Origin of the sequence: Halomonas sp. PAMB 3232, from assembly GCF_031954225.1 — a bacterium.
GTDB lineage: Bacteria > Pseudomonadota > Gammaproteobacteria > Pseudomonadales > Halomonadaceae > Vreelandella.
The window spans coordinates 3,008,012-3,025,405 of sequence record NZ_CP134865.1 but is presented as its reverse complement, the minus strand read 5'-3'; the positions used below and the strand labels follow the sequence as shown (position 1 = coordinate 3,025,405).

Sequence of the window (17,394 nt, the reverse complement as noted above, 5' to 3'; positions counted from 1 at the left end):
GTCAGAGAAACGAACGCCAGGTTCGTTCGATGGCGGCCTAAAAGATACCCCGGCGCGCTTGGCGGCTTCTTGCGTCAGGTCAAGAAAGCCCGACAAACGCGCCGGGCAAACGCTCAGTGATGTGCCGCCTGGGGCCAGAGCGTCCCGAGCTGGTAGAGTGCGAAGCTGATGATGACGAGCGCGGCCAGGGTGCGGGTGGCGGGGTGGCGAATGAGGTTTGAAAGTGCTCGCGCGGCCAGGCCAGTAGCCAGCAGTGCCGGCAGCGTTCCCAAACCAAAGGCGCCCATCAACAGCGCCCCCTGGGCCGGGGCGGCGGTGGCCATGCTCCAGGCGAGCATCGAGTACACCAGCCCGCAGGGCAGCCAACCCCAGAGCGCGCCGAGCGCCACCGCCTGGGGCAGGCGCACCACCGGCATCAGCCGCCGGCCCAGCGGCTCGATGACGCGCCAAAGCCTTCGCCCCAGCCCTTCCAGCGCCAAAAGCCCCTTCCACCAGTTGGCGATATAGAGCGCCATGAGGATCAGCATCACCGCGGCGAAGGCCTCGAGCACCACTCGCGCGGCGGGGGCGAGGGTGATCAGCGTGCCGAGCGCGGCGGCAAGTGTCCCGGCCACCATGTAGCTTGCGATGCGCCCGAGGTTGTAGCCCAGCATCAACCCGGCCATGCGCGCGGGGCGGCGCATGCTCGGCGGCACCGCAAAGGCCAAAGCACTCATGATGCCGCCGCACATGCCGATGCAGTGTGCCCCGCCGAGCAGGCCAAATACCCAGGCGGCAAGCAGCGGGGGTAGATCGAAGCCGGTGGGGTTCACCGGCGCGGCTCGTCGCGCTCGGCGGGCGCTTTTGCCCGGCGGCGACTGGGGGGTGCGGCCAGGTCGTCATCGAACAGGATGCGATGGGCGGGGCCGTCGAGGTCGTCGAACTGATCGTTGCTCACCGCCCAGAAAAATGCCCAGACGGCCAGCGCCAGCAGTAAAAGCGACAGCGGAATCAACAGATAAAGACTCGTCATGCGGGCTCCCAGTGATGAGCGGGCAGATGCTGACGGCGACCGCGCGCGCCGTGTTTCAGCCGCAGGGCGTTGCCGACGACCACCAGCGAGCTCAGCGACATGCCGAGCGCGGCAAGCCAGGGCGGCACGAGGCCGAGTGCGGCCAGCGGCAGCGCCAAACCGTTGTAAGCGACCGACCAGGCGATGTTCTGGCGCATCACCCGGCGGGTGGCACGGGCAAGCGAGAGCGCCTCGACCACGCGGACCAGACGCGGGCTCAGTAGCAGCGCGTCGGCCCGGGTCTGGGCCAGATCCGTGGCGCCGTTCATCGCCAGCGCCACGTCGGCCCCGGCCAGCACCGGTACGTCGTTGATGCCGTCGCCGACCATCAACACCCGCTCGCCTTTGGTCTGTAACGCTTGGATGCGCGCAAGCTTCTCTTCAGGCGTGGCGCGGGCCTGCCAGGTCGTGATGCCGAGCGTTTGGGCCAGCGCTTGGACGGGAGCGCGTTCGTCGCCGGAAAGTAGCTCGACGTCGAGACCGAGCGCCTGGAGCCTGGCCACGGTCTCGGCGGCGTCGTCGCGCAGGGTGTCTTCGAGGCGAAACCAGGCGCTTGGGATATAAGCGCCGTCGGCGCCTTCCCGGCTGAGTAACAGCCACTGGCCGGGCCCGGGCGGTGTGATGTCGCCCGCGGCGAACGCCGCCCGACCCAAGCGCCAGCGCTTGCCGTCGAGCGTGGCGCCAAGGCCCTGATTGGGGTGACGCACGACGTCGCAGGCGCTGAGCGCCGGCTCGCGAAACGGGCGAAACGCCGAGGCGATCGGGTGTTCTGAGTGCGCCTCGATGGCGGCGGCGATCTGCCGGGCGTGGGGCTCGCTTAACGCGCCGAGCGTTTGAGTCGCGGCCAGGCGCATCTCGCCGTGGGTAAGCGTGCCGGTCTTGTCGAACACCACGCGGGTCACGCCGGCAAGCGCCTCCAGCGCGTCGGCCCGGGTGATCAGTACGCCGCGCCGGTAAAGCGCGGCGTGGCCGGTCGCCAGTGCGGTGGGCGCGGCCAGCGCCAGTGCGCAGGGGCAGGTGACCACCAGTACCGAAAGCGTCACCCAGAACGCCCGGTCAGGGTCGATGAATAGCCAGGCGGTGGCCACGCAAAGCGTGACCAGTAAAAGGCGCAGCACGAAGCGGTGCGCCATGGTGTCGGCAATACGGGCAAGCCGCGGGCGGTGCGCGAACGCCCGGTCGGTCAGGTCGAGCACGCTGTTGATCGTCGACTCACGCCCGGCGTGGGTGACGCGCACGATCAGCGCGTTCTCCACGTTTTGGCTGCCGCCGATGACGCGCCCGCCGGGGCGTCTGGTCACCGGCAAAAACTCACCGGTCAGCATCGACTCATCGAGACTCGATTCGCCCTGCTCGATGATGCCGTCGGCGGGCACCGTGGCGCCCGGGTTCACTCTCACGCGCTCGCCGGCCTTGAGAAGACTCGCCGGCACCACCCGCTCCGCGCCGTCGTCCTCCAGGCGCAGCGCGGCGGCGGGCAGGGCGTGGCTCAGCGCGTTGCCGCCGGCGCGCCGGGTGCGCGCTTCGATATGGCGGCTCAACAGCAAAAAGAAGGTGAACATGGCGATGGAGTCGAAATAGACGTCGCCCTGGCCCTTGAACACCGCGTAGACGCTGGCGCCATAGGCAAGCATCAGCGCGAGTGCCACCGGCACCTCCATGGTGAGCCGCCGGTGGGCAAGCGCGTTGGCGGCAGCGCGAAAAAACGGCCAGGCGGAGAAGGCTACCACCGGCGTGGTCAGCGAGAGCGACAGCCAGTGAAATAGCGCGAAGAAGTGATCGCCAAGCTCGTTTGGCCCCGCCACGTAGAGCGGGACCGAGAACATCACCACCTGCATCATGCCCACGGCGGCCACGATCAGCCGGCGCACGCTCATGCGTGCCTCCCGCTTCTGGCGGGCCAGCGCCCGATCTGGCTCGAAGGGCATGGCCTCGTAGCCGATCGCGGCCAGCTCGGCAAAAATGTGTGAGGGCGCGAGTATGGCCGGGTCCCAGCTCACCCGCAGGCGGTGCTCGGTCAGATTCACCGCGCTGCCGGTGATGCCTTCCAGTGCGTTCAGATGGTGCTCGATCAGCCAGGCGCAGGCGGCGCAGGTGATGTTCTCCACCGCCAACGTGGCGCTGACATCGCGCTCGCGCGGATGAACGAACTGCGCCTGCAGCTCCGGGTGATCGAACGCCGTCCAGGTCTCGGCACGGGCGCGGTCGTCCGCCGGGCGGGGGGAGAGCTCGGTGCGGTAGCGGTAGTAGCCTTCGAGCCCGCCTTCGACGATGGCGTGGGCCACCGCCTCGCAGCCCGGGCAGCAAAGCGGTTTGGCCGCACCGTCCAGGGTGATCGTCCAGGAGGCGCCGGCGGGCACCGGCGCGCCGCAGTGGTAACACGCCGCGCTCACGGCGCCCCCGCCGGGGCCAAACGTACCGCGGCGTCGCTTGGCAGGGTAATCTCGCCGTTGAGCCGCCAATCCGGCGCCTGGCTCGGCGCAAGCGTCACGTAGCGCCGGTAGGCAAGCCCCACCGGGGCCTGGCCGACGTAATGGCCGCCCCGGCGGTGGGTCAGCGTCAGGCGCACGTCGCGCTCGTCCCGGGTGGGGTGAATCAGGCTGAGCGCCAGTGCGCTCGGTCGCGCCTGGCCTTCGAGGTCGAGCACCACGTCCTGGGTCACCGGATCGACGTAGAGCGTCGCGGAAAGATTGAGCGCCTCGGCGCGTTCGGCCTTTTCGAGCACCGCGTTGATCATCTTGCCGTGTTCGAAATAGTCCTCCTGCACCACCATGCCGTCGAAGGTGTTGAGCGCCACGACCGCAAAGGCCACGCTCATCAGCATCGACGAGAGCAAAAGCGTCAGCAAGCACCAGGGCCAGAACTGACGATACCAGGGCGGCGGCGCGGGCTCGAACATGGCTTATCTCCTCTCACCGCTCAAAAAACGCGCCGGCCGCCGCGCCAGCGGCTCGCCCGACTCGGAGGCAAGCACGAAGCTGAACGGCTGGCTGGGGGAGGCGCCGGCGGGCGCACTCACGCTGACGACTCGGCTTGTAGAGCCGCCGCCGGGCACCTCGATCGCGCGGGTGTCGAGCCGGGCGCCGGTAAGCGCCTCGACGCCCAGGCGGTAGGTATGCGCCTGGCGGTCGTGGTTGCGCACCGTCAGCCGGTAGACGTTTTGAACCTCGCCGCCCTCGATGACGCTATAGAGCGTGCCGCGCGCGCGCTCGGCCTCGAGGCTTGCCGGCGCGCGCTGAGTGAGCGCCCACGTAAGCAGTGCGAGCGTGAGCGCCAGCAGCAAAAGCGCCCCCGCTCTGTAACGCCAGGCGCGCGGCGCCGGACGACCCTCGAGGCGGTTCTGGGTGGTGTAGCCCACCAGCCCCGTGGGGCGGTTAAGGCGCGTCATGACCGTATCGCAGGCATCCACGCAGGCCGCGCACTGGATACAGGCGTACTGCAGCCCGTCGCGTATGTCGATACCGGTAGGGCAGACCTGTACGCACAGCTGGCAGTCGACGCAGTCGCCTTTGGGCGTGGGCTCACCCCCGCGCGGCTCGCCGCGGGCAGTATCATAGGCCACGGTGAGCGTGTCGCGGTCGACCATCACCGACTGAAAGCGTGCGTAGGGACACATGTGCAGGCAGACCTGCTCGCGCAGCCAGCCGGCGTTGAGATAAGTGAAGAAGGTAAAAAAGCCGACCCAGAACAGCGCCCAGCCACCGGCCTCGAGCGTCACGACGTCGAGCGCGAGCGTGCGGATCGGCGCGAAGTAACCCACGATCGTGATGCCGGTGGCCAGCGCCATCAGTGCCCACAGCGCGTGCTTGACGAGCTTACGCGGGGCCCAAACGGCGGGGCCTTTTTTATCGCGGCGCAGGCGGCGATGGCGCGAGCCCTCCAGGCGGTGCTCGACCCACATGAACAGAAACGTCCAGACGCTTTGCGGGCAGGTGTAGCCGCACCACACCCGCCCTAAAAGCCGGGTGACGAAGAACAGTCCAAAGGCGGCGGCGATGAATAAAAGCGCCAGCAGGATGAACTCCTGAGGGTAGAACGTGGCGCTCAGCAGGTGGAACTCGCGCCCGGGTATGTCGAGCCAGAGGGCCGGGCGGCCTTGAATATTGATCCAGGGCAGCAGAAAAAAGCCGCCCATCAACAGCACATTGAGCCGCCGGCGAAGCGCCTGAAATACCCCCTTGCTCTCGCGCACGTAAAGATGCCCGCGCAGGCGCACACCGGCTTCACCAAACGTAGCCGGCGGCGGGGTGACGTCCTGTAGGGGAATCGGCTGCATCAAATTCGGTCTCGCGAAAAGGGCTCGAAGGGCGCTTGGCGTTTGATCATAACAACAATCGCGGGCGCGTTCGTTGTCCTGGGTGATCGAGGCCCAAACGCGGGTGCGACAAATGCGCGCCTAATCGCCGTCGGCGTTTTTAAACCGCAGGCTGTAAACGTAGGCGGCGACCAGGTGAACGCGCGCCTCGCCGATGAAGGGCGCCTGGGCGGGCATCACGCCGCTTCTTCCTTCGGTCAGGGTCTGGCGGATGGCATCCGCCACGCTTTGGTCTGGCGCGCGGTAAAGCCAGATATCGTTGGTCAAATTCGGCGCGCCGAGGGCCTGGTTGCCGGTGCCGTTGGCGCCGTGGCAGGCCACGCAAAAGCTTGCGTAGCGCTGCGCGCCGCTTTGGGCGCGGGCGGCGTCGTGCTCCAGGTCGGAGAGTGCGAGCACGTGCTGGGTCAAATCCTCGATGGCCTCCTCGCCCAGGTGCGCCCAGGCGGGCATCACGCCGCGCCGGCCTTGAGTGAGCGTGGTGAGCAGCGCCTCGGGCTCGCCGCCGTAGAGCCAGTCGTCGTCGGTCAAATTAGGGAAGCCGTCACCGCCCTGGGCAGCCACGCCATGGCACACGGCGCAGTTGTTGGCGAAAAGCCGCCCGGCGATCTGCATGGCCTCGCCATTCTGGGCAAGCTCGGGAATCGGTACGTCGTGATAGCGGGCGAAAATCGGGCCGAAGCGCGCCTCGGCGGCGGCCACCTCCTCTTCCCACTGCGCCTGCTGGCTCCAGCCCAGAAGGCCCTTGAAGTTGCCAAGGCCGGGGTAGAGTGCCAGGTAGCCAAGGGTAAACACCACCGTGGCCACAAACAGATAGAACCACCACCGCGGCATGGGGTTATCGAACTCCTCGATACCGTCGACCTCGTGACCGGTGGTGCGATGAGAGTGCGGCTCATCATTGGATATCGTGTCGCGCCCGGCGTTGGCCGCCACCACCCAGACCACCAGCACCAGCGTGATCAACGTCAAGGCGATCACCCAGGCGCTCCAGAAATCGGGCAGGGCGTTGTCCCACAGATCGCTCACCGGCGGTCCTCCCGCTCGTCGTGCGGCTCGTCGTCGGCGAAGGGCAGATTCGCCGCCTCGTCGAACGCCTTGTGCTGGCGCCGGGAGTAGGCCCAACGCACGATGCCGATGAACGCGATGATCAACAGCAGGGTGATCAGCCCGCGAAAGGTGCCGGTCGTCATTTAGCGCGTCCCCTCCAGCACCGTGCCGAGCTGCTGTAGGTAGGCCACCAGCGCGGTGATCTCCGGGGTGCCTTCGACCGCCGCGCGGGCGCCGTCGATCTGCTCGTCGGAGTAGGGCACGCCCAAACGCTTGAGCGCACGCATCTTGGCCGGCGTGTCGGCGCCGTCGAGCTCGCGCTCGAAAAGCCAGGGGTAGGCGGGCATGATCGACTCCGGCACCACGTCGCGCGGGTTGTAAAGATGCGCCCGGTGCCAGGCGTCGCTGTAGCGCCCGCCGACCCGGGCCAGATCCGGCCCGGTGCGCTTGGAGCCCCAGAGAAAGTTGTGCTCATAAAGGCCTTCGCCGGCCACACTGTAGTGGCCATAGCGCTCGGTTTCGGCGCGAAACGGGCGGATCATCTGCGAATGGCAGCCCACGCACCCTTCGCGGCGGTAGATATCGCGCCCTTCGAGCTCGAGCGCGGTCAGCGGCGTCAGCCCCTCGACGGGCTCGGTGACGTCCTTTTGAAAAAACAGCGGCACGATTTCGGCAAGCCCACCAAAGCTGATCGCCACCAGAATCAGCGCGCCCAGAAGCCCGGCGTTTTTTTCGACCAGCTCATGCTTCACGGTGGGCCTCCCGATGACTGGCTTTTTCGTGACGGGCCTGGTCGAGCGCGGCGCGCGACGAGGCAGTCTTGATCGTCATGTAGACATTGAACGCCATGACCAGCGTGCCCGCCAAAAACAAAAGCCCACCCAGCAGGCGCACGAGATAGCCCGGATGGCTCGCCTCGACCGCGTCGACGAAGCGGTACATCAGCGTGCCGTCGGCGTTGACCGCGCGCCACATCAGCCCCTGGATGACGCCGTTGGCCCACATCGCCATGACGTACAAAAGCGTGCCGCACAGCGCGAGCCAAAAGTGCAGCGCGATCAGCGGCGTCGAGTACATGGCGGTGCGCCCGTAAAGGCGTGGAATCATGTGATAGAGCGAGCCGAAGGTGATCATCGCTACCCAGCCAAGCGCGCCGGAGTGAACGTGACCGATGTTCCAGTCGGTGTAGTGGGAGAAGGCATTGACGGTCTTGATCGCCAGCATCGGGCCTTCAAAGGTCGCCATCCCGTAGAAGGTCAGCGCGGTGACCAGAAAGCGCAGGATCGGGTCGGTGCGCAGCTTATGCCAGGCACCCGAAAGCGTCATGATGCCGTTGATCATGCCGCCCCAGGAGGGCACCAGCAGTATGATCGACATCACCATGCCCAGCGACTGCGCCCAGCTCGGCAGCGCCGTGTAGTGAAGGTGGTGCGGGCCGGCCCACATGTAGATCATGATCAGCGCCCAGAAATGGACGATGGAGAGCCGGTAGGAGTAGATCGGCCGCTCGGCCTGTTTGGGCACGAAGTAGTACATCATGCCGAGAAACCCGGCGGTCAGGAAAAAGCCCACCGCGTTGTGGCCGTACCACCACTGCACCATGGCATCCACCGCACCCGCGTAGAGCGAAGTCGAATACATCGGCGTGACCGGAAGCGCGGCGTTATTGACGATATGCAGCACCGCAATGGTGAGAATGAACGCCGCAAAGAACCAGTTGGCCACGTAGATGTGCGAGGTTCTACGCCGCTTGAGCGTCATCAGAAACACGATCGCGTAGCAGATCCACACCACCGCCAGCACGATGCTGATCGGCCATTCGAGTTCGGCGTACTCCTTGGTGGTGGTGTAGCCCATTGGTAGCGATACCAGCGCCGAGACGATCACCGCCTGCCAGCCCCAAAAGGTGAAGGCGGCGAGCCGGTCGCTATAGAGCCGTGTCTGGCAGGTGCGCTGCACCACGTAATAGGAAGTGGCAAACAGCGCCGAGCCGCCGAAAGCGAAGATGACGAGATTCGTGTGCAGCGGGCGCAGCCGGCCAAAGCTCGTCCAGGCAAGCCCCAGGTTCAGCTCCGGCCAGACCAGCTGGGCGGCCAGCAACAGCCCCACGCCCATACCAACGATCGCCCACACCACGGCCATGATCGCGAACTGGCGAACGACCTTGTAGTTGTAAATATCGCTATAGACATCGCTGTAAACGGGCGAAGCGGTGCGGGGTGGTACGGTTTGCATAGTGAATCCCATCGATCGCGAGAGGGCATCAAGGCCCTGGGCGAGTCTAGCCTGGCCGGGCGCCGAGCTAAATAGCGCCGGTGGGAAAAGCCTCGCGCGAGATTCGGATCAGATTATGACAGTTTTGATTGACGCGCCGGGGGCAATTACGGCATTCTTCGACGGCGCTTTCGCAGGCCCCCGGGCCCTGGTCGCCAACACGCTAATTTGAATCAAAATTCTTTCAGCGTATTGACACCCAACCCGAACCCTGTAGAATGCAGCGCCACGTGACCAGCGGGTGGTTAGCTCAGTTGGGAGAGCACCAGCCTTACAAGCTGGGGGTCACTGGTTCGAACCCAGTACCACCCACCATTTTTAATGGGTTGGCACGTGTAGCAGTAAAAGTTGATGTAATGCGGACCGGTAGTTCAGTTGGTTAGAATGCCGGCCTGTCACGCCGGAGGTCGCGAGTTCGAGTCTCGTCCGGTCCGCCACATCATCGTTTATTGCCAAGTTATCGCTATTCGGACCGGTAGTTCAGTCGGTTAGAATGCCGGCCTGTCACGCCGGAGGTCGCGAGTTCGAGTCTCGTCCGGTCCGCCACGATAACCTGATGTAGTAAATGATCAAGCGCGCCTGCGTTGATTATTGGGTGGTTAGCTCAGTTGGGAGAGCACCAGCCTTACAAGCTGGGGGTCACTGGTTCGAACCCAGTACCACCCACCATTTAAAAGCGCCTCTGAACCGCCTTTAAATGGTCGATCCAAAAGTGGACCGGTAGTTCAGTCGGTTAGAATGCCGGCCTGTCACGCCGGAGGTCGCGAGTTCGAGTCTCGTCCGGTCCGCCATCGATTTTTCCTTCCTGCTTTATATTTTCTCTCCAATTCGTTTTTATCAATTGATTTGAGCCCTTTCGCGCTCGAATACCCTCTATTCACGCTTTATGCATAAAAAAACCCCGAGCCGTGGCCCAGGGTCATCGTGTTTGTGTGCCTGACGTTTAGCCAATCGCGCTCACGCCGGCCCTGGCGATTTGAACGTCCTGCTCGGGTTTGACGCCGGAAACGCCGACGGAGCCGACCACCTGGTCATCCACCATGATCGGTACGCCGCCGGTGAGCATGCCCGTCAGCGGCGCGGAAACAAACGCCGTGCGCCCGCCGTTGATCATGTCTTCGAACACCTGGGTTTCCTTGCGCCCAATGGCGGCATTACGCGCCTTGTGCGTGGCGACATCGGCGCTGAAGGGGGCGGCGCCGTCGAGGCGGCGAAGGCCCAGCAGATGGCCGCCGTCGTCGGCCACGGCGATGGTCACTGCCCAGCCCTGGCGTTCGGCCTCTTGTTGCGCGGCGTCGAGCACGCGGTTGACATCGGTGTGACCCAGTACGGCTTTGGTTTTCATACGGCGTTTCCTTTTGCGTTATCGTGTAAGCGATTATTCAGGCGCCCGGCTTCGTGAGCAGGCGCCAGGTGGTCAATCAGGCGAGCGCGGCGTCGACGACCTCGACCCAGTGGCGCACCGGCGTGCGGTTGGCGCTCGCCAGATGGGTTTGGCAGCCGATATTGGCGGTGACGATCATTTCCGGGTCACCGGCTTCCAGCGCCGCGAGCTTGTTGTCGCGAAGCTGGGTCGCGATCTCCGGCTGGGTGATCGAGTAGGTACCTGCCGAGCCGCAGCAGAGGTGACTATCCTGCACCGGCGTGAGCGTGAAGCCAAGCCGGTGCAGCACGCCTTCGACCGCGCCGTTAAGCTTTTGCGCGTGCTGCAGCGTGCAGGGGCAGTGAAATGCCAGGCGCTTTTGTGCTTGAACGCTCAGTTTCTCAAGCGGCTCCTCGCGCAGGATCTCGACGATATCCCGGGCCAGGGCGCTGACGCGCTTCGCCTTGTCGGCGTAGGCGGGGTCGTCTTTCAGCATCTCGCCGTACTCTTTCACAAACGCCCCGCAGCCGCTGGCGGTCTGAACGATCGCCTCGATGCCACTTTCGACGTGGGGCCACCAGGCGTCGATATTGGCGCGCATGCGCTCGCGCCCGGCCTCCTGGGCGTTCAGGTGAAAGTCGATCGCCCCACAGCAGCCCGCTTCCTGAACCGGCGTCAGGCCGATATCGAGCCGGTCGAGTAGCCGTGCCGTGGCGGCGTTGGTGTTGGGCGAAAGCCCGGGCTGCACGCAGCCCTCGAGAATCAGCATCTGGCGCGTGTGGGCGCTTTGCGGGCGCTTGCCCGCGTCCACCGGGGGCGGCGGCATCTTGGCTCTGAGCGGGCCCGGCACCAGCGGCTTGAAGGTCTGGCCGAGTGTTAACAGCGCCTTGAAGCGTTTGGGCTCGACCATCATCTTTCTAAGTGCGAAGCGAGTGGCGCGCTCGGCGGCCGGGCGCGGTACTCGGCGCTCGATTTCCGCGCGGCCGATGTTCAATAGCTTGTGGTACTCGACCCCGGACGGGCAGGTGGTTTCGCAGTTCTGGCAGGTCAGGCAGCGGTCGAGATGCAGGCGTGTCTCCTCGGTCACCTGGCTGTCGTCGTCCGCGCTCTCAAGAAGCTCCTTCATCAGATAAATGCGCCCGCGCGGGCCGTCGCGCTCGTCGCCCAACAGCTGGTAGGTGGGGCAGGTGGCGTTGCAAAAACCGCAGTGAACGCAGGTGCGAAGAATCCGCTCGGCTTCCTGGATATGGGGTTTCTGGCGATCGGCATCGGTAAAGTGCGTTTGCATGAAAGCTCTCCTTAAAGCCCCGCGTACAGCCGGCCCGGGTTGAAAATACCGTGGGTATCGAGCTCGGCCTTGAGCCTTTTGTGATACTTCTCGACGACCGGGTCGAGCGGCGTGAAAGGCGAGTCCGCCCCGCCCTGGGCTGCGGGCGTAAAGCAGGTAGCGTGGCCGCCGGCCTGTTGGCAGGCGCGGCGCAGCGCCTCGCCGTCATGGGTCTTGATCCAGCGCTGGCTGCCCGCCCAATCGTAAAAAATATCCGTCTCGTCAACGTCGATATCGAGCGGCGCGGTGTGGGGCGGGAGCGAGGCGCGCCAGAGTGCCCGGCCGGAGGTCAGCGTGAAGAAGTCGTGCTGGTGGTCGCGCAGCTGAGTCCAGAACGCATCCTCGAGCGGCTCTCCACCCAGGCGCTCCCGGGTCGCCTTCACAGAGCTTTGGCCGCCTTCCAGGCGAAGGAACAGCGTGTTCTGGTGCCAGGCCGCGCCGGTGATCGGCAGCGGCTCGCGGCCAAGCGTGGAGAGTGTGCTTAGCGCGTCCTCGATACCCATGCCGTCAAGGCGCAGGCTGTCGGTGGCCGCCGGCCGGGGCAATACCTTGAAGGAGATATCGGCCAGCACGCCGAGCGTACCCTGAGCGCCGGCCATCAGCCGCGAAACGTCGTAGCCGGCGACGTTTTTCATCACCTCGCCGCCAAAGCGCAGCAGTTTGCCTTCTTGCGTGATGACGTGAGAGCCGAGCACGAAGTCCCGCGCCGCGCCCGCCCAGGGGCGGCGCGGGCCGGAAAGGCCGGTGGCGACAGCGCCGCCAATGGTACTGGCCTGGCCAAAGCGCGGCGGCTCGAAGGGCAGCATTTGATGCTTTGCGGCGAGCGCGGCTTCGAGTGTGGCAAGGCGAGTGCCGGCGCGCACGGTCACGACCAGCTCGACCGGGTCGTAGGTGATGATGCCGCTATGCTCGGTCATATCGAGCGTGATGCCCTCGACCGGCCGGCCGTAAAAGCCGCGAGTGTCGCCGCCCTTGATGCGCAGCGGCGCGCGGCTTTGGTAGGCGTTGGCCACCTGCTGGCAAAGGGCCTCGCTGATATCGCGATCCGGCGCCCGTGTCGCTGGGTCAGTCGCTGGTTCAGTCATGGTCATTCCTTTCTCTCGTTCGCGGCGGCCTTTTTAAAAACGCGGCAGCTCCGGGTGGGGCAGATCGTTGTTGTGCACGTGCATGGCGCCAAACTCGGCGCAGCGTGCAAGCGTGGGGATGTTCTTGCCCGGGTTGAGCAGACGCTTGTCGTCGAACGCTGCCTTCACCGCGTGAAACACGGTGATTTCATCGGCCTGGAACTGGCTGCACATCTGGTTGATCTTCTCGCGACCCACGCCGTGCTCGCCGGTGATCGAGCCGCCGGCGGCGACGCACAGCTCCAGAATCTTGCCGCCCACGTCCTCGGCAAGCTCAAGCTCGCCTTCCTTGTTGGCATCGAACAGGATCAGCGGATGCATGTTGCCGTCACCGGCGTGAAAGACGTTGGCGACCCTCAGACCGCTCTCCTCAGAGAGCGCCGCGATGCCCTTGAGTACCCGCGGCAGCTCCTTGCGCGGAATGGTGCCGTCCATGCAGTAGTAGTCCGGCGACATGCGGCCCACCGCAGGGAAGGCGTTCTTGCGCCCGGCCCAGAATTTGGCCCGCTCGGCCTCGTCCTTGGCCTGCTGAATGTCGGTAGCGCCGGCTTTTTCCAATACCCGGCGCACGGTCTCGCAGTCATCGTCCACGTCCGCTTCGACGCCGTCGAGTTCGCACAGCAGGATCGCCTCGGCGTCCAGCGGGTAGCCCGCGCGCACGAAGTCCTCGGCGGCCTGAATAGCGAGTTTGTCCATCATCTCGAGCCCGCCGGGCACGATACCGGCGGCGATGATGTCGCCTACCGCGCGGCCGGCTTTCTCGACATCGTCGAAGCTCGCCATCAGCACCTTGGCGACGGTGGGCTTGGGCAAAAGCTTCACGGTGATCTCGGTGACCACGCCGAGCATGCCCTCGGAGCCGTTGATCAGCGCGAGCAGATCGAAGCCCGGGGCATCGAACGCCTCCGAGCCGAGCGTCATGTGCTCGCCTTCGATGGTCAATACGTTGACGCGCAGCACGTTATGTACGGTCAGCCCGTACTTCAGACAGTGCACGCCGCCGGCGTTTTCCGCCACGTTGCCGCCGATCGAACAGGCGATCTGCGAGGAGGGGTCCGGCGCGTAGTAAAGCCCGAAAGGCGCGGCGGCCTCGGAAATCGCCAGATTGCGCACGCCGGGCTGCACCCGGGCAAGCCGGGCGTCCGGGTCGACGTCGATGATCTTGTTGAAGCGCGACATGACCAGCAAAACGCCTTGTTCTAGCGGCAGCGCCCCGCCGGAAAGGCCGGTGCCGGCGCCGCGAGTCACCACCGGCACGCCAAGTTCGAAACAACACTTCAAGAGCGCCTCGACCTGCTCGAGGTTTTCCGGCAGCGCCACCAGCATGGGCAGCACGCGGTAGGCCGCCAGGCCGTCGCACTCGAAAGGGCGTAGATCCTCTTCGCGAGAGAGCAGAGTGAGCGTCGGGGCGGCGCGCTCGAGGGCAGTGAGCACCTCGCGCTTGTCACGGTCGATCAGCTCGCCGTCGAGGCGCGCGTCATAGAGGATATTCATATCCCCTCCTGTTATTAGGGTACTGATTTTTTAAAAACGCTAGGTCACGGGATAGCCGCTAATCTGAGCTTTTTTTGTGTACCTGTCCAGCCTGTGGTGCAATGGTCTGACCAGTTGATGGTCGCCCCTTTACCGTTGGAGACACCCGCGTGACATCCTCATTCATGGAACCCTCGCTTGGCCGGCGTGCCCCGGAGCACGTGGCAGCGAGAATCGAAGAGCTGATTCTTGAAGGGGTGTTTCGCCCGGGCCAGCTGCTGCCTTCCGAGCGCCGGCTATGTGAGCGGCTGGGCGTTTCTCGCGCCTCGCTGCGTGAAGGCCTTCGCATTCTGCGCAGTAAAAGCATCATCGAGACCCGCCAGGGGCGCGGTTCGGTCGTGGCCTCGCTGCTCCCCATGCCTCAGCAGGGGCCGCTGATGCACCTGTTTCGCGACCATCCACGTACGCTGTTCGATTTGCTGGAAGTGCGCTCGCTGCTGGAGGGGGAGTCCGCGTACCTGGCCGCTCGCCGCGGCACCTCGATGGACCGCGTGCTGATTACCCGGCGCTATCAGGAGATGGCCGGGTACGTCGAACACGCCGAGCCAATCGACGTGGAGCAGCTGGCGCGCTTTGATCACGCCTTCCATCTGGCGATCTCCCAGGCCTCGCACAACCCGGTGCTGGTGCACACCCTGCAAAGCCTGACGGATCTGCTGCTGAGCTCGGTGTTTGCCTCGGTGAAGCACCTTTACCACCGCCCGGCGCCGCGCGCGATGATCAACCACCAGCACCAGCAACTTTTCGAAACCGTCATCGCCGGCGACGCCGACGGCGCCCGGCGCGTCGCGCTAGAGCACCTTTCCAGCATCACCGAGCTCTTGCGCGAGCTGGATCTCGAGAACGAGCGGTTGGAGCGCTCGGCGATGCGCCTTGAAGAGTGGCGTTAGCGTTTGCTCGAGCGGCCAGGCCCTCGTGATTGCCTGAATGCCAGCGCGGGCGCTACGCTAACGCGACCCAGCTAACAAACGATGACACAGCAAGCAGACCCAACAGAACAAGAGGAATGAGCATGGCCATTTATCAGTTTGGTGAGCAGCGCCCCGACATCGGCGACGACGTCTACGTTGCCGAGACCGCCGATGTGATCGGGCAGGTGACGCTGAAAGCCCGCGCCAGCGTCTGGTATCAGGCGGTGCTGCGCGGCGATACCGAGCGGTTGGAGGTGGGAGAGCAGAGCAACATTCAGGACGGCGCGGTGCTGCACGCCGACCCCGGCTTTCCCCTGACCGTGGGTAATGGCGTGACCGTCGGTCATCAGGCGATGCTGCACGGCTGTACGGTGGAGGATGGCTGTCTGATCGGCATTCAGGCGGTGATTCTCAACGGCGCGGTGATTGGCGAGAACAGCCTGGTCGGCGCCTGCGCTTTCGTGAAGGAGGGAGCGGTGTTTCCGCCCAACTCGTTGATCGTCGGCTCTCCCGCGCGGGTGGTGAAAACGCTGCCCGAAAGTGCAGTGGAGGGGCTCAAGCTGAACGCGCAAAGCTATGTGGAGCGCGGCCAGCAACACGCCAAAGAACTCAAGAAAATCGGTTAAAAAGCCGACGTTAAGCGCATAAAAAAACCACCCCGAAGGGTGGTTTTTTGCGTTGGGCCAGGCCCGCTAAACGCCTGCAGCCGCTACATCAGCGTGTCGGTTACCCCCAGAACGTAGAAGGCAATCAGCGCGATGATACCGGCAAACGTCAGGTAGTAGATCGTCGGCAGGATGGTAATGCGGATCGTGGCGCCCTCGCGGCCCAGAAGGCCCACGGTGGCAGAGGCGGCCACCACGTTGTGGATGGCGATCATGTTGCCCGCTGCCGCGCCTACGGCTTGAAGGGCGATCATCATGGCGGTCGACACGCCCAGGGTTTGCGCTACGTTAAACTGGAACTCGGCCAGCATCAGATTGGAAACCGTGTTGGAACCGGCGATAAAGGCCCCCAACGCACCGACGGCCGGGGCGAAGAAGGGATAGACATCGCCCACGCCGTTGGCCACGGCCTGCGCCATCATCACCGGCATGGAGACCAGATCCGCTCCGTTTACACCGGAGTTGATCAGAATACGCACCATCGGCACGGTGAAAATCAGCACGAAGCCTGCGCCGAAGATGGTTTTAGTGGACTCCGACACCGCCGCCTTCAGCTGGCCGCCGTTCATCCTGTGCAGGAAGTAGGTAATCAACACGACCGCCAGGATGATGCCGCCGGGTAGGTACAGCGGCTGTACGCCGCCGCTCACGCCGGTTTCACCGAGAATGTTCGCCCAGTTCAGGTTGATCGACGTCAGTGCGACACGAAGCGGCTCGATGGTGCGCGAGGCGACCAAAAAGAGCGCCAGCAGCACGTAGGGAATCCAGCCTCTGAGCGTGGACATCGGCGCCCGGCCGGCCACGTCTTCCATTTTGATTTGCAGGTTGCCGATCCACTCATCCGGCCAGGACGTCGCTTCGGGGAAGTCCCAGGTGTCCTTGGGCAGCAAGAAGCCCTTGCGCGCCGCTGGTACCACGATGGCCAGGCCAATCATGGCGCCGATCATCGAGGGGAATTCCGGGCCCAGGAAGACGCCGACCAGCATGTAAGGCACGACGAACGAGATGCCGGTGAAAATGGCAAACGGGGTAATCGACAGGCCCTCTTTCCAGGACTTGTTGGCACCGAAAAAGCGCACCATCACGGTGACCAGAATCAATGGCATCAGTATGCCAATGATGGCATGAGTGATCGCCACTTCGCTGGTGATCAGCCTGAAAAACACCTCCCAGGAAGAGCCGTTGGCAACAAGCGCCTCGGTGATCCCGTTACGGTCGACCCCGGTGCCCACGCCCACGATGATCGGCGTACCTACCGCGCCAAACGACACCGGCGTGGACTGGATCATCATGCCCGCCACCACGGCGGCCAGCGCCGGAAAGCCCAGTGCGACCATCAAGGGGGCGGCCACGGCGGCGGGCGTACCAAAGCCCGACGCGCCTTCGATGAAACAGCCAAACAGCCACGCCACGATCAGCGCCTGCACGCGACGGTCCGGGCTGATACCGGAGAAGCCGTTGCGAATCGCCATGATGCCGCCGGAGTGCTTGAGCGTGTTGAGCAGCAAAATCGCGCCGAAGATGATCCACAAAAGCCCGGCGGTCTGAATCAGGCCCTGAATGGTCGAGGCAGCCACACGGGTAAAGCTCATGTCCCAGGCGGTCAGGCCGATCACGGCGGCGGTGAGGAAGACCAGCGGCATGGCGATTCTGGCGGGTACTTTAAAGCCAATCAGTAAAATACCCGCAAGCAGCAGCGGCATGAACGCCAGTAATGCAAGTATCGTTTCACTCATGGAGGAGAGCCCTTGTTTGTTCGACGGTGCTTTTATGAGTAGTCACTG

The 17,394-nt window shown here is 64.6% G+C and carries 16 protein-coding genes and 5 tRNA genes; 7 read left to right on the top strand and 14 right to left on the bottom strand.

Annotated elements, in window-relative coordinates; translation table 11 throughout:
* Positions 1-113: 113 nt before the first annotated feature.
* From RN346_RS13845 to ccoN, 9 genes are all read right to left on the bottom strand, one after another.
* The gene (locus RN346_RS13845; protein ID WP_311961456.1) at positions 114-812 is read right to left on the bottom strand and encodes a sulfite exporter TauE/SafE family protein; all 699 of its coding nucleotides are present in this window, start codon (positions 810-812) and stop codon (positions 114-116) included.
* Positions 809-1,012, bottom strand: coding sequence for a cbb3-type cytochrome oxidase assembly protein CcoS (gene ccoS, locus RN346_RS13840; RefSeq protein WP_263586235.1), 204 nt, complete (start codon positions 1,010-1,012; stop codon positions 809-811). The genes RN346_RS13845 and ccoS overlap by 4 nt, the downstream gene beginning before the upstream one ends.
* Positions 1,009-3,444: a heavy metal translocating P-type ATPase gene (locus RN346_RS13835; protein ID WP_311961454.1), complete on the bottom strand. Its 2,436-nt coding sequence runs from the start codon at positions 3,442-3,444 to the stop codon at positions 1,009-1,011. Before RN346_RS13835 ends, ccoS begins: the two co-directional genes overlap by 4 nt.
* The gene (locus tag RN346_RS13830; RefSeq protein ID WP_263586237.1) at positions 3,441-3,950 is read right to left on the bottom strand and encodes a FixH family protein; all 510 of its coding nucleotides are present in this window, start codon (positions 3,948-3,950) and stop codon (positions 3,441-3,443) included. The genes RN346_RS13835 and RN346_RS13830 overlap by 4 nt, the downstream gene beginning before the upstream one ends.
* Positions 3,951-3,953: 3 nt before the next feature.
* Positions 3,954-5,327, bottom strand: coding sequence for a cytochrome c oxidase accessory protein CcoG (ccoG, locus tag RN346_RS13825; protein WP_311961453.1), 1,374 nt, complete (start codon positions 5,325-5,327; stop codon positions 3,954-3,956).
* Positions 5,328-5,447: 120 nt separating this feature from the next.
* Positions 5,448-6,392 (bottom strand): cytochrome-c oxidase, cbb3-type subunit III, encoded by a 945-nt coding sequence (gene ccoP, locus RN346_RS13820; protein ID WP_311961452.1) that lies wholly within the window; start codon positions 6,390-6,392, stop codon positions 5,448-5,450.
* Entirely contained in the window at positions 6,389-6,556 is a 168-nt protein-coding gene (locus RN346_RS13815; RefSeq protein ID WP_311958590.1) for a cbb3-type cytochrome c oxidase subunit 3, read from the bottom strand. Before RN346_RS13815 ends, ccoP begins: the two co-directional genes overlap by 4 nt.
* A complete protein-coding gene (ccoO, locus tag RN346_RS13810; protein WP_263586241.1) occupies positions 6,557-7,165 on the bottom strand; it encodes a cytochrome-c oxidase, cbb3-type subunit II in 609 nt (202 codons plus the stop codon).
* Complete coding sequence (gene ccoN / locus RN346_RS13805; RefSeq protein WP_311961451.1) at positions 7,155-8,648, bottom strand: cytochrome-c oxidase, cbb3-type subunit I; 1,494 nt, start codon at positions 8,646-8,648, stop codon at positions 7,155-7,157. The genes ccoO and ccoN overlap by 11 nt, the downstream gene beginning before the upstream one ends.
* A 278-nt stretch (positions 8,649-8,926) precedes the next feature.
* Between ccoN and RN346_RS13800 the strand changes: the two genes are divergently transcribed.
* From RN346_RS13800 to RN346_RS13780, 5 genes are all read left to right on the top strand, one after another.
* Positions 8,927-9,002 (top strand) — tRNA-Val (locus tag RN346_RS13800).
* 45 nt (positions 9,003-9,047) lie between these two features.
* A tRNA-Asp gene (locus RN346_RS13795) sits at positions 9,048-9,124 on the top strand.
* A gap of 32 nt (positions 9,125-9,156) precedes the next feature.
* Positions 9,157-9,233, top strand: a tRNA-Asp gene (locus RN346_RS13790).
* 47 nt (positions 9,234-9,280) lie between these two features.
* Positions 9,281-9,356: transfer RNA gene (locus RN346_RS13785), tRNA-Val, on the top strand.
* A gap of 45 nt (positions 9,357-9,401) precedes the next feature.
* A tRNA-Asp gene (locus RN346_RS13780) sits at positions 9,402-9,478 on the top strand.
* A gap of 152 nt (positions 9,479-9,630) precedes the next feature.
* Here the strand turns inward: RN346_RS13780 and RN346_RS13775 are convergent.
* From RN346_RS13775 to glcD, 4 genes are all read right to left on the bottom strand, one after another.
* On the bottom strand, positions 9,631-10,032 hold the full coding sequence (locus RN346_RS13775) for a heme-binding protein (RefSeq protein WP_311958588.1): 402 nt from the start codon (positions 10,030-10,032) through the stop codon (positions 9,631-9,633).
* 76 nt (positions 10,033-10,108) lie between these two features.
* Entirely contained in the window at positions 10,109-11,338 is a 1,230-nt protein-coding gene (gene glcF, locus RN346_RS13770) for a glycolate oxidase subunit GlcF (RefSeq protein WP_311961450.1), read from the bottom strand.
* 11 nt (positions 11,339-11,349) lie between these two features.
* Positions 11,350-12,462: a glycolate oxidase subunit GlcE gene (glcE, locus tag RN346_RS13765; RefSeq protein ID WP_311961449.1), complete on the bottom strand. Its 1,113-nt coding sequence runs from the start codon at positions 12,460-12,462 to the stop codon at positions 11,350-11,352.
* Positions 12,463-12,495: 33 nt separating this feature from the next.
* A complete protein-coding gene (gene glcD, locus RN346_RS13760) occupies positions 12,496-13,995 on the bottom strand; it encodes a glycolate oxidase subunit GlcD (RefSeq protein WP_311961448.1) in 1,500 nt (499 codons plus the stop codon).
* Positions 13,996-14,159: 164 nt separating this feature from the next.
* Here glcD and glcC point away from each other — a divergent pair, with 164 nt between their 5' ends.
* Positions 14,160-14,924: a transcriptional regulator GlcC gene (gene glcC / locus RN346_RS13755; protein WP_311962721.1), complete on the top strand. Its 765-nt coding sequence runs from the start codon at positions 14,160-14,162 to the stop codon at positions 14,922-14,924.
* A 122-nt stretch (positions 14,925-15,046) separates the two neighbouring features.
* On the top strand, positions 15,047-15,571 hold the full coding sequence (locus RN346_RS13750) for a gamma carbonic anhydrase family protein (protein ID WP_311961447.1): 525 nt from the start codon (positions 15,047-15,049) through the stop codon (positions 15,569-15,571).
* An 83-nt stretch (positions 15,572-15,654) separates the two neighbouring features.
* Here RN346_RS13750 and RN346_RS13745 read toward each other — a convergent pair whose 3' ends face one another.
* The gene (locus RN346_RS13745; RefSeq protein ID WP_263586257.1) at positions 15,655-17,346 is read right to left on the bottom strand and encodes an L-lactate permease; all 1,692 of its coding nucleotides are present in this window, start codon (positions 17,344-17,346) and stop codon (positions 15,655-15,657) included.
* Between the last annotated feature and the right edge of the window lie 48 nt (positions 17,347-17,394).